Source organism: Pseudomonas sp. Sample_16 (assembly GCF_004307665.1).
GTDB lineage: Bacteria > Pseudomonadota > Gammaproteobacteria > Pseudomonadales > Pseudomonadaceae > Aquipseudomonas.
In genome coordinates this window covers 1-11,485 of sequence record NZ_RCOB01000077.1, presented here as the reverse complement: position 1 = coordinate 11,485, position 11,485 = coordinate 1, and the positions used below count along the sequence as shown (strand labels likewise).

The window sequence follows — 11,485 nt, the reverse complement described above, 5'->3', positions numbered from 1 at the left end:
GGAGGCGTTAAACTTTGTAAAGGTATGCTTATTTCAGGGCAGCGAGCGCTGCTTCGTAGTTCGGCTCTTCAGCGATTTCCTTGACCAGTTCGCTGTGCAGCACGTTGTCATTCTCGTCCAGAACCACCACGGCACGGGCAGTCAGGCCTTTCAGTGGGCCGTCAGCGATGGCCACGCCGTAGTTTTCGATGAACTCGGCACCGCGCAGGGTCGACAGGTTCTGGACGTTTTCCAGGCCTTCGGCACCGCAGAAACGAGCCTGGGCGAATGGCAGGTCGGCGGAGATGCACAACACCACGGTGTTGGCGACATCGTTGGCCTGGGCGTTGAACTTGCGCACGGACGTGGCGCAGGTCGGGGTGTCGACGCTTGGGAAGATGTTCAGCACTTTGCGCTTGCCGGCAAAGTCTTTCAGGGTGACGTCGGACAGATTGCCGGCAACCAGAGAAAAGGCTGGCGCCTTGGAACCGGCTTGAGGCAGTTGGCCGTTGACTTGAACCGGGTTGCCTTTAAGAGTGACTTGAGCCATGAACGGAGTCCTTCTGAACGTTGTGGTAGAGAATTTTGAAGAGGTCGAAGTTAACCACGAAATGGCCCGGTGACCTACCCCGGATACAAATCGTGAAGTATTGCTTTGCCAGTCACCACCAAACCCTGTGGGAGCCGGGCTTGCCCGCGATGACGGCCGTACATTCAACACCGCTGTGACCGACCGATTGCTATCGCTGGCAAGCCAGCTCCCACAGAGAATCGCGGTGTTACATAAATAATCGCTACGCATCGCAATACCGCGCCTAAGGTTCTTTCAGTTTTTTTGGACGCGCTGTCGATTTGCGTCCTCACCATTCGACCATTAGCGAATCGTTCAAATCATGCGGAGAAACCACCATGCGCTTCATGATCATCATCAAAGCCAGCCAGGATTCCGAAGCCGGCATCATGCCCAGCACCGAACTGCTGACCGCCATGGGCAACTACAACGAAGAACTGGCCAAGGCCGGCATCCTGCTCGCTGGCGAAGGCCTGCATCCGAGCAGCAAAGGCGCCCGCGTGCGCTTCGCGGGTGATAAACGCACGGTCATCGACGGCCCCTTTGCCGAAACCAAGGAACTGATCGCCGGTTTCTGGCTATGGCAGGTGAAATCAAAAGAAGAAGCCGTCGAATGGGTCAAGCGCTGCCCCAACCCAATGCCCGGCACCGAATCGGAAATCGAGATTCGCCAGGTATTTGAAATGGAGGATTTCGGTGCAGAGCTGACGCCGGAATTGCGGGAGCAGGAAGAGCGGGCGTTTGGCAAGGGCAAGCAGTCCTGAGCCATTTTCAAGTGAGTTGCCATGATGCGCTGGCATGATCACGTCCCGAGTGGACGTGATCTCCGACGGGCTCTACCTCTGCTAAACCGCTTACTTTTGCTCAGCGTCAGTGAGCGTGATGTTTTGCATCAAAATGCCAGTTTCCAGGAGGCTACAGCGCCTTGCGGCATTGCCTACAACTACGCCAGAATCCGCCGGCTTGTGCGTCCCAGAGGCCGTCGGTAACTTGATTGGCGTCGCTGATTGTCAGTGACCGGGTTTAGTAGCCCGGCTTGTTGCTAACGGTTGCATGAGTGTCATCTGGTCAGGTATTCACCTGTATGTGATGGCGGCTGTGCGCATGGCATCTTCGGGTGCACCGGGTTTGGCAACGTACCGGTCTACTAACTTGCGCATAGCTGCCACCCTTTCGTTTAGTAGCGAGATGGTTGCGCCCCCTACTTTTAGAGGTACGTTGCCATGACCAAATCGAGTTCAACTCCACCGGACACCGATCCAGACACCTCCAGCCAATCTCCCCACCAACCCAGCAACATCTTCCTCATCGCCCCCAATATCGACAATCAAACCCTGCTGGCATATGCCTGTGAATCGCTGGCCTCGGCGAATGTCATGGCCAGTGATTTCGCCAGATATCTGCAAGGCTCGCAGAGCAATACGCTGCTGGGGATTCAGCAATCGATCATGCTCGGGGAGCTGGCAGTCAACCGGGTGCTGGACAACCTCGACCCGCCCTGATTCACACTGAGCTCCACATCCCTGAAACCCGCCGTTTGTTTCATTACAGACTGCGGGTTTTCTAGTTCCAGCAACCCCTCCCGCCTTCAACCCACTGATTTTTATTAACTTTTTAGTACACAAGAAAATCAAAAAACTTGTACAAAAAACTAAATAGTTAACACTTTTGGCTGGATTTCCCTCATATTGCTGCTACCTTCAAGGACGTGTCCTACGGGCTTGAAGGAAAGGGATTACGCAGTAACGGCCATCAAGTGCCGAGTCATCCAAGTGAGCCACCAGGGAGCCGGGGGAATCATGTCAAACACATTGGGGAAGCACGCCTTTCTTTTGGCGTTTTCGTTCGTGCCTTTTATTTACGCGCACGCGGATGACGCCGAGACCGCCAACAAAAGCAACAACCCCCTGAACATCGCACCGGGGATGAGTCTGCAGGACTATTACACCCCGAAGTTTTACGACTCCAATATCCACACCAACGATCTGTTGGTGCGTGGCACACTGCCGATTGCGCCCAACGACTTCATCGGTGTCCCGCAGTTGATACGTGCCACTGCGCCGATCAGCACTCGCCCCGACCCCAGCAGCGGCTACAGCACCGGTGAGGGCGACCTCAACCTGTTCGATATCTTTTTGCTCAAGACCGAGGGTGTGCAATTGGGTGTTGGCCCGATGATCACCGCGCCCACCGCCGATCAGGACGAGCTCGGCACCGGCAAATGGCAAGGTGGTCTGGCCGCCGTCGCCATCGATTCCTCGCCCCGGGGCCTTTTGGGTGCGCTGGTGCAATACCAGAGCTCTTTCGCAGGTGATAGCGACCGGCCCCACGTCGAAAGCGCAACCTTGCAGCCTTTCATCATTCACAACCTGGAAAAAGGCTGGTACCTGCGTTCAACCGGTACCTGGACCTTCGACCTGAAAAACGACACCCACTACATCCCACTCGGTTTGGGTGGCGGCAAAGTCTGGAAGTCCGGTTCCAATATCCTCAACGCGTTCATCGAGCCGCAGTGGACCGTCGATCACAAAGGTGATGGCTTGCCGAAATTTACACTGTACGCCGGCCTCAATGTCACGTTCGGCAAATAGGGATTTTTATATGCACATTGCACTTCGCGCCGCCGGTTTCAGCCTGATGACCATGTTCGTCAGTTGTGGGGTCGGTGCGCAGGAGCTGGACACGCGAATCGGCAAGATCAGCATGGAAGGCGAGCTGCCGGCCCACGACTCCGTCGCCAAACTGTACGCTGAACTGGATTTCCAGCAGGCCACCCAGAGTTACCTGTGGGCCTTACCACTGGTGTCTTACGCGCAATGGCAGGCAGAGTTTCGCGACAAACTCGGCGCCCACAGTGGCGACCTGATGGTACTCAACAGCTACGAAGACAAGCTCGGTGTGATCACCGCCAATGCCACCACGCCGTATATCCTCGGCTTTGTCGATTTGAATGAAACCGGGCCGCTGGTCATTGAATTGCCGTCAGGCCCAACGGCGGGCGGCATCGGTGATTTCTGGCAGCGGGCGATCATCGACATGGGCCAGACCGGCCCGGACAAAGGCAAGGGCGGCAAATACCTGGTGCTGCCACCGGGCGCCGAGCCGCCGGCCGATGCTGGCAAGTATTACCTGGCCAAATCGGAAACCATGAACGTGCTGGTGGGTTTTCGTGTGCTCGATCCGGACCCGGCCAAGGGCAAGGCACTGGTCGAACAATTCAAGATGTACCCCTACGCCCAACGTGCCGAGCCGACCAAGACCAAACTGCTCACTCCCGGTGGCAAAGCCTGGTCCGGCACCCAGCCACGCGGCCTGGCGTATTGGCAGCGCCTGCACCAGATCATCCAGAAAGAACCGGTCAACGAACGCGACCGCTTTTACATGGCCATGCTCGCCAGCCTCGGCATCGAGAAAGACAAGCCGTTCAACCCCAATGACAACCAGCGCAAGGCACTTGAGCAAGGGGCACAGGTCGGTGAGCTGATCGCCAAGGCCAACACCTTCGCCAAGCGTTTCCCGGATGCACAGTACTGGCCTGATCGGCAATGGGACACGGTGCTGAACATCGCCGAGCCATCGCAACGCGTGGCCTATTACGACCAGCTGTGGGAACGCAGTGCGTGGTTCTACGAAGCGGTCACCAACACCAAAGGCATGGTCTCGAAAACCCCGGGCCTCGGTCAGACCTACCTGGGCGCATACACCGACGCCAAGGGTGAATGGCTCGACGGCGGGAAAAACTATCGCCTGCACGTCGGCGCCAATCCTCCGGCCAAGCAGTTCTGGTCGATGACCGTGTACGACATCGACAGTCGCTGCCTGATCGACAATCCGCAGCGCAAGGCCGACCTCTCCTCGCGCCAGGACCTGAAGAAAAACGCCGATGGGTCCGTCGACCTGTACTTCGGCCCGACCGCGCCAAAAGGCTTCGAGAATAATTGGGTACAAACCCTGCCGGGCAAGCACTGGTTCAGTTACTTCCGTCTGTACGCGCCGACCGAGGCCTATTTCGACAAAAGCTGGAAACTCGACGACATCACAAACGTGGAATAACGCCCGCGATTGCAACAAGGACGCATGATGAATCAACGTAACGTGCTGTTGACCGTAGTGACCCTGGCGCTGAGCACCAGTGCCTGGGCCGAGTTCACAGCCACCCCGGAACAAGCAAGAGGCATCGCCAAGGAAGCCTATTTATACGGTTTCCCGGTGGTGGAGATGTACAAGACGCTCTACACCCAGGCCGTAGACGAGACGAGCGCGAACTTCAAGGCGCCGTTCAATCAGATCGGCAACACCGCCAAGGCCTTTACCGCCAAGGACACCGCGTTCGTCACGCCGAATGCTGACACGCCCTACTCCTTCGTGTGGATGGACTTGCGCGCAGAACCGCTGGTACTGACGCTTCCGCCCGTCGAAGAGCACCGTTATTACTCCGTGCAGCTGATTGACGCCTATACGCAAAACTTCGCCTACCTGGGCACCCGCAGCACTGGCAATAACGGTGGCCATTTCATGATCGCCGGCCCCGACTGGCAGGGTAAGCAACCGTTGAACATCGATCGGCTGCTGCGCAGTGAAAGCAACATCGCCTACGCGCTGTATCGCACCCAGCTGTTCGACGACGCGGACTTGGCCAAGGTCAAGCAGATCCAGAAGGGTTACAAGGTCGAAACCCTGAGTCATTACGACAAGCACAAGGCGCCGCCGGCCCCGGCAAAAATCGCCTGGCCCAAACCCGCGCCGACCATGAGCGACACCCCGGACCTGTTCCGCTACCTGAATTTCATGCTGGCCTTCACCCCGCCCCAGGACGTTGAAAAGGATCTTCTTGCACGTTTCAAAACCATTGGCATCGAAGCCGGCAAACCATTCGACCTGAGCAAACTGAGCGCCGATCAACGCCAGGCCCTGGAAGATGGCATCGCTGACGCGAAAGCAGAGTTCGCCCAATTCAAGAAAAGCAGAGTCGATACCCACGAAGTCACCAGCGGCGATTTTTTTGGCACCCGCGACCACCTCAAGGGCAACTACCTGTACCGCTACGCGGGCGCCAACATGGGGATTTTCGGCAATTCCGCTGAAGAGGCGAATTACATCGGTTACTTCGTCGACAAGGACAACCACCCTGTCGATGCCTCGAAGCACGACTACACCTTGCATTTCGATAAAGGTGCACTGCCCCCGGCCGACGCTTTCTGGTCGCTGACGATGTACGACGGCAGGAACAAACTGCTGGTGGCCAATCCGCTCAATCGCTACCTGATCAACTCGCGCATGCTGCCGGACCTCAAGCTCGACGCGGACGGCGGCCTGACCCTTTACATACAAAACAAGGCACCGGCCAAAGAGCTGGAAAGCAACTGGCTGCCAGCACCGAACGGCCCGTTCTATGGCGTATTGCGCCTCTACTTGCCGAAACCGGAAGTCAACAGCGGCCAATGGAAAATGCCGTTGCTGACACCCGTCAACCAACAAGATCAATAAGCGGAGTCAGTGATGATCAAGCCCTGTGTTGTGCGCCCATTGTTGGCGCTGTGCATGATCGGCGGCAGTCCGCTGGTGTTGGCCGTTGAAGGCGGCGTCGGCCGGCCGATCACCGGGCAGCAGGTTTTTTCCAATGCCGGGATCGTGCCGCCCGAACCGGGCTGGGTCATGTCGCTGACCAGCATCTGGTATGACGGCGATCTCAAGGGCAACACCCAAGTGCCGATTGTCGGCGCGTTGAGTACCGGGCTGGACATGAAGGTTTCCTACACCATGGCCAACTTCACCCATGTCTGGGACACCGGCAAGGGACGCTGGAACTACGCCTCGGCCATCGGCGTGCCCGTGCAGTACACCGACGTCACCGCCAACATCACAGGTCCTCGCGGCAGAACCCTGGGGACAGAAGACACAGGCACCCAGTTTGCCGACATGCTGGTGACACCGATCGCCGCCGGCTATCACTTCGACGAGGTCAACCATATCTCGTTCTCGCTGCCGATCTACTTGCCGACCGGCGCCTATAACGACGACCGCTTGGCCAACCCCGGGCAGAACACCTACACCTTCATGCCTACCGTGGCGTTCACTCATCTGGATGGCAAAGGTGGCGAGTTTACGCTGTCCAGCGGTCTGGAGTTCTACAGCGAAAACGACGCCACGGATTACCAGAACGGCGATCTATTCACCTTCGACGCGCTCTGGACCCACGGCTTCGGCAATGGCTGGGCTGCCGGTGTGGCCGCCGGTTACATCCAGCAGATCAACGACGATAGCGGCAGCGCCACCAGCGGTTTTCGCGGGCGCTCGGTGGGCGCCGGTCCTGTCGTGGGCTGGACCGGCAAGTTTGCCGACGCCGAAGCCAACCTGAGCCTGCGCTGGGTGCCGGAGTTCGACACCAAGAACCGGCCGGAAGGCAATGGTATCGCCGTCAACATGACACTGGCATTTTTCTAGGAGGCCGCGTGACTGCGCTCAATGACCTCAACGCCCTGCAAGCCAGCATCGCCGAAGCAGTGCTCGGCCAGGACCAGGTGATCCGGCAAATCCTCCTCGGCCTGTTGGCCAACGGGCACCTGCTGCTGGAAAGCCTGCCCGGGCTGGCCAAGACCCGCACGGTGAAAGCGCTGGCCAAGCACCTGGACGCGAAAATGAGCCGCATCCAGTTCACCCCGGACTTACTGCCATCGGACATCACCGGTGCCGAGGTGCTGCATCAGGTCGACGGGCAAAACCAGATCCAGTTCCAGCCCGGCCCGCTGTTCGGCAACCTGATCCTGGCCGACGAAATCAACCGCGCCCCGGCCAAAGTCCAGGCCGCGTTGCTCGAAGCCATGGAAGAACGGCAGATCACCGTGGCCGGCAACAGCCATGCCTTGCCGGAACTGTTCATCGTCGTTGCCACCCAAAACCCAATCGAACAGGAAGGCACCTATCCGCTGCCGGAAGCGCAGATGGACCGTTTCCTGATGAAAGTGCTGCTGGATTACCCGAGCGCGGAAAACGAAAGCCAGGTACTGCGCCTGCTGCGTGAGGAAGAACAGGCCCTCGGCGCCAAAGCCCCCGCGGTCAAAGGCTTCGAGCTGTCGCAAGAGGTCATTTTTGCCGCGCGCCGGGAAGTCAGTGCGGTGCACGTGTCCCCCGCCATCGACCGCTACCTGATCGACCTGATCAACGCCACGCGCCACCCGGCTGATTACGACGCCGACCTAGCTCGCTGGATTGCCATCGGTGCCAGCCCTCGCGGCGGGATCGGCCTGGACCGTTGCGCCCGGGCCGATGCGTGGCTGCAAGGCCAGGACTTCGTCTCACCGGATAACGTGCGCGCCGTGGTGCACCCGGTGCTGCGTCATCGCCTGCAACTGAGCTACGACGCGGTGGCCGATGGTGTCACCGCCGATCAAGTGCTCGACCGTTTGCTCGATAAAGTTGCGATTCCTGCATGAATACCGATGGTCTGGTCTACGTCTCTCTGGCGCAATTGATGGCCTTGGAGTTCAAGGCCCGTGACCTGAGTTTTGCTGCCCGCCAACCGCAAGGCAGCATTCTGGCCGGCAACCATGCGTCTCGTCTGCGCGGACGGGGTCTGAATTTCGACGAATTGCGCCGTTATCAACCGGGAGACGACCTTCGGCACCTCGACTGGCGCGCCTCGCTGCGTACCGGTAAACCGGTGGTGCGCACCTTCACCGAAGAGCGCGATCGCCCGGCGTTGATCCTGGTCGATCAACGCATGTCGATGTTCTTCGGTTCGCAACGCAGCTTCAAATCCGCGGTCGCCGCCGAGCTGGGCGCGCTGGCGGCGTGGATGGTGTTCAACGCCGGCGACCGGGTCGGCGGGCTGGTGTTCAACGACCGGCGCATCGACAGCATCGCGCCGCTGCGTAGCCGCAAACGCATCGAAGCGTTGTGCAGCCGCATCGCCGAACAGAATCAGGCGTTGAATGCCGCCAACCCGGACGCTGAAGGTCAAGACCAGCTCGACAAGGTCTTGCAACAGTGCCTGGCCGTGGCCGGTCACGATCACCTGATCTGCATCGTCAGTGACTTTGCCGGTGCCGGCGAACGAACCTTGCAGCTGATGCGGCAGCTTGCGGCGCACAACGATGTGATCGCCATGCAGGTCTACGATCCCTTGGCCTTGAATCTGCCGAAAAATGGCCGGCTGCTGATCACCCAAGGCCAGCTCCAGGTTGAACTGGCGGTGGAACGCCGTCAGGTGCACCAGCCGTTGGGCGACTTTCTCAGCGGCCGGCTCAAGGATGTGGCCACGCTGCTGCGGCGCAGTCAGGTGCCACTGATGATGTTCAGCACCGCCGTTGAAGCTCACGAACAATTGCGCGCCGAGTTGGGCAAGCAGTCGGGAGCGCGGCGATGAACCCGAATATTCCGGGCATCGAGCAGCTCAAGGAAATCGCCTTGCCGGCACCGATCAGTTATGCGCCGCAAACCTGGGGTTGGTGGATGCTTTTGGCAGTATTGGTTGTTGCGATTTCATTACTGACCGCCCGCCGATATCGGCATTGGCGGCGTGATCGCTATCGGCGTGAAGCCCTGGTGCGGTTGGCGCAGTTGCAAAAGCGCAGTGATGACCTGAACGCATTGCGCGAGCTTCCAGAACTGCTCAAGCGCGTGGCCATCTCAATGCCCCGCACAAACCCTGTAGGAGCGAGGCTTGCCCGCGATGCAGACGCCTCGGTCCCCCAGACCAACCGCGTCATCGTTCATCGCGGGCAAGCCATGCTCCTACAGGGGCCTGCTGCGCTTGGAAAAGAGGATTGGCAGGCTTTTTTGCAACGGCACAGTAAAGAGCCACTCCCCGCCGATTTCAGTCAGCAACTGGCCCTGCTTGCCTATGCACCGGATGCGGTGTTGCGCGCCCTGCCCCCCGAACAACGCCAACAGTTGTTCGACACCTGCAAACTCTGGGTGGAGCGGCATCATGTGGCAGCTTGAATACCCGTGGCTGTTATTGCTGCTGCCCTTGCCGTGGCTCGGTTATCGCTACCTGCCTGATTATCGCGAAGCTCGCAGCGCGGTCCGGGTGCCGTTTTTCGGCGCCATGAGCCGTGCGGTTGGCCAGGCGCCAAGCCAGGCCGGAACTCGCACCAACCACTGGCAGTTGCTGCTCAATCTGCTGGTGTGGGCGCTGTTGCTGCTGGCGGCCGCCCGCCCGGTGTACGTGGAAAAACCTATCGAGCGCCAGCAACCGGTGCGCGACCTGATGCTCGCCATCGACATTTCCCAGTCCATGGAAACCACCGATTTCACGGATGCCAAGGGCCAGAAGATCAATCGCCTGGCAGCGGTCAAGGACGTGGTGCATGGTTTTATCGACAAACGCAAAGAGGATCGCCTGGGCCTGATCGTGTTTGGCAGCGGCGCTTACCCGCAGGCGCCACTGACCCTCGATCATGCCAGCCTGTCGCTGTTGCTGGACGATACCGGCATCGGCATGGCCGGGCCCAACACCGCGATCGGGGACGCCATCGGCCTGAGCCTGAAGCTGCTGGACCAGGCCCATGAGCAGGAAAAAGTCGTCATTCTGCTCACCGACGGCAACGACACCAGCAGCGCCATCACACCGGATCACGCAGCACAAATGGCTGCCGCCAAAGGCGTAGTGATCCACACCATCGGCATCGGCGACCCGGGTGCCGAGGGCGAAGCCAAGGTCAATTTGCAGGGCTTGCAGCAGATTGCCACAGCCACCGGTGGCAAGTTCTTCCGCGCCGAAGATCGCAATGCCCTGGATCAGGTCTACAGCACCCTCGATCAGCTCACCCCGCACCAAGTGCAAACCTTCAGCCACCAACCCAAACGCGATCTGTTCTGGTGGCCGCTCGGGATGGCCATCGCGGTACTCGCGCTCTATCACCTGTTCGCCATGCTGCGTCTACGTTTGTTTATTGTGCGTCAGCGGCAGGAGGTTTGAGATGGAGATCAACCTCGGCGACTTGCACTTCCTGCGCCCGCTTTGGCTGTTGCTGCTGCCGTTCGCGGCATTAATGCCATGGCTGTGGCGCCGCAGCCGAGACATGCAGCGGCGTTTGCGCAGCAACATTGCCGAGCACTTGTTGCCGCACTTGTTGATCACCCCGCAAGACCAGCAATGGCTGCGCCCGGTGCACCTGGTCAGCGCAATGCTGATGCTCGGCGCGGTTGCCGCTGCGGGGCCGACCTGGGAGCAGGATCGCCCGGATTTCCTGGAAAACCGTGCACCGCTGATCATCGCCGTTGACCTGTCGCCCTCGATGGACGCCAATGATGTGCAACCGACACGCCTGGAAGCGGCCAAACACAAGCTGCATGACCTGATTCAGCGTCGGGCCGGCGCGCGCAATGCGCTGATCGCCTACGCCGGCAGCACCCATCTGGTGTTGCCGGCCACCGACGACCCGGCCCTGCTCGACACGTTCATTCAAGCACTGAGCACCGACCTGATCAGCAAACCCGGAAAGGACGTCGGCGCCGTGATCGACCAGGCCAAACGTCTGCTGGCTGCTGAAAAAACCCCCGGCACGTTGCTGCTGATCACCGACGGCGCAGACACATCGACGCTCGATGACCTGAACAAGAAACTCGACGGCGGTGCTCTCCAGGTACTGGTCCTCGCCGTCGGCAGTGAGGATGGCGGCATTATCCGCGATGCCAGCGGCCAACCGCGCACCGACAGCAATGGTCGCCCGCAACTCGGCCGTTTCGATCAGGCAGCGCTCAAGCAGTTGGCGTCTGCGGTGGATGCGCCGCTGGGCAGCCTGACACTCAACAACGACGATCTGGATTGGGTCGACCTGCATGCCCAGCAACATTTCCAGCGAGCCAGCGACGAACAGCGTGAGTTGCATTGGAAAGACGCCGGGTACTGGTTGTGCTGGCCACTGCTGCTAATCGGGTTCTTCTGCGTGCGCAAGGGTTGGAGCGTGAATTGGATGGCCGGTTTTGTAT

Annotated in this window: 12 protein-coding genes; 11 read left to right on the top strand and 1 reads right to left on the bottom strand. The window is 59.5% G+C overall.

The window, feature by feature from the left end; genetic code table 11:
• Positions 1–28: 28 nt before the first annotated feature.
• Complete coding sequence (gene tpx / locus D8U69_RS11910) at positions 29–529, bottom strand: thiol peroxidase (protein WP_056855499.1); 501 nt, start codon at positions 527–529, stop codon at positions 29–31.
• Positions 530–888: 359 nt separating this feature from the next.
• Between tpx and D8U69_RS11905 the strand changes: the two genes are divergently transcribed.
• The 11 genes from D8U69_RS11905 to D8U69_RS11855 form a co-directional block, all read left to right on the top strand.
• On the top strand, positions 889–1,314 hold the full coding sequence (locus D8U69_RS11905) for a YciI family protein (RefSeq protein ID WP_056855500.1): 426 nt from the start codon (positions 889–891) through the stop codon (positions 1,312–1,314).
• Between the two features lie 459 nt (positions 1,315–1,773).
• Positions 1,774–2,052 carry a DUF6124 family protein gene (locus D8U69_RS11900; RefSeq protein ID WP_056855501.1) on the top strand — a complete coding sequence of 93 codons (279 nt, stop codon included), beginning with the start codon at positions 1,774–1,776 and terminating at the stop codon, positions 2,050–2,052.
• 297 nt (positions 2,053–2,349) lie between these two features.
• Positions 2,350–3,141, top strand: coding sequence for a hypothetical protein (locus tag D8U69_RS11895; RefSeq protein ID WP_056855502.1), 792 nt, complete (start codon positions 2,350–2,352; stop codon positions 3,139–3,141).
• Positions 3,142–3,151: 10 nt separating this feature from the next.
• Positions 3,152–4,603 carry a DUF1254 domain-containing protein gene (locus tag D8U69_RS11890; protein WP_130905643.1) on the top strand — a complete coding sequence of 484 codons (1,452 nt, stop codon included), beginning with the start codon at positions 3,152–3,154 and terminating at the stop codon, positions 4,601–4,603.
• A 27-nt stretch (positions 4,604–4,630) separates the two neighbouring features.
• A complete protein-coding gene (locus D8U69_RS11885; RefSeq protein WP_130907352.1) occupies positions 4,631–6,037 on the top strand; it encodes a DUF1254 domain-containing protein in 1,407 nt (468 codons plus the stop codon).
• Between the two features lie 12 nt (positions 6,038–6,049).
• Positions 6,050–6,994 (top strand): transporter, encoded by a 945-nt coding sequence (locus tag D8U69_RS11880; protein WP_130905644.1) that lies wholly within the window; start codon positions 6,050–6,052, stop codon positions 6,992–6,994.
• A gap of 8 nt (positions 6,995–7,002) precedes the next feature.
• Positions 7,003–7,983, top strand: a complete 981-nt coding sequence (locus tag D8U69_RS11875; RefSeq protein ID WP_130907351.1) for a MoxR family ATPase — start codon at positions 7,003–7,005, stop codon at positions 7,981–7,983.
• Entirely contained in the window at positions 7,980–8,915 is a 936-nt protein-coding gene (locus D8U69_RS11870; protein WP_130907350.1) for a DUF58 domain-containing protein, read from the top strand. Before D8U69_RS11875 ends, D8U69_RS11870 begins: the two co-directional genes overlap by 4 nt.
• Positions 8,912–9,493 carry a DUF4381 domain-containing protein gene (locus D8U69_RS11865; RefSeq protein ID WP_130907349.1) on the top strand — a complete coding sequence of 194 codons (582 nt, stop codon included), beginning with the start codon at positions 8,912–8,914 and terminating at the stop codon, positions 9,491–9,493. Before D8U69_RS11870 ends, D8U69_RS11865 begins: the two co-directional genes overlap by 4 nt.
• Positions 9,480–10,472, top strand: a complete 993-nt coding sequence (locus tag D8U69_RS11860; protein ID WP_130907348.1) for a VWA domain-containing protein — start codon at positions 9,480–9,482, stop codon at positions 10,470–10,472. The genes D8U69_RS11865 and D8U69_RS11860 overlap by 14 nt, the downstream gene beginning before the upstream one ends.
• 1 nt (position 10,473) lies before the next feature.
• On the top strand, positions 10,474–11,485 hold a 1,012-nt coding region (locus D8U69_RS11855; protein ID WP_130907347.1), incomplete at its 3' end, for a VWA domain-containing protein.

Coding starts and splice junctions, on each gene's coding strand:
- D8U69_RS11905 (WP_056855500.1), top strand. CDS start 889: ATGCGCTTCATGATCATCATCAAAGCCAGCCAGGATTCCGAAGCCGGC.
- D8U69_RS11880 (WP_130905644.1), top strand. CDS start 6,050: ATGATCAAGCCCTGTGTTGTGCGCCCATTGTTGGCGCTGTGCATGATC.
- D8U69_RS11890 (WP_130905643.1), top strand. CDS start 3,152: ATGCACATTGCACTTCGCGCCGCCGGTTTCAGCCTGATGACCATGTTC.
- D8U69_RS11870 (WP_130907350.1), top strand. CDS start 7,980: ATGAATACCGATGGTCTGGTCTACGTCTCTCTGGCGCAATTGATGGCC.
- D8U69_RS11900 (WP_056855501.1), top strand. CDS start 1,774: ATGACCAAATCGAGTTCAACTCCACCGGACACCGATCCAGACACCTCC.
- tpx (WP_056855499.1), bottom strand. CDS start 529: ATGGCTCAAGTCACTCTTAAAGGCAACCCGGTTCAAGTCAACGGCCAA.
- D8U69_RS11895 (WP_056855502.1), top strand. CDS start 2,350: ATGTCAAACACATTGGGGAAGCACGCCTTTCTTTTGGCGTTTTCGTTC.
- D8U69_RS11885 (WP_130907352.1), top strand. CDS start 4,631: ATGAATCAACGTAACGTGCTGTTGACCGTAGTGACCCTGGCGCTGAGC.
- D8U69_RS11865 (WP_130907349.1), top strand. CDS start 8,912: ATGAACCCGAATATTCCGGGCATCGAGCAGCTCAAGGAAATCGCCTTG.
- D8U69_RS11860 (WP_130907348.1), top strand. CDS start 9,480: ATGTGGCAGCTTGAATACCCGTGGCTGTTATTGCTGCTGCCCTTGCCG.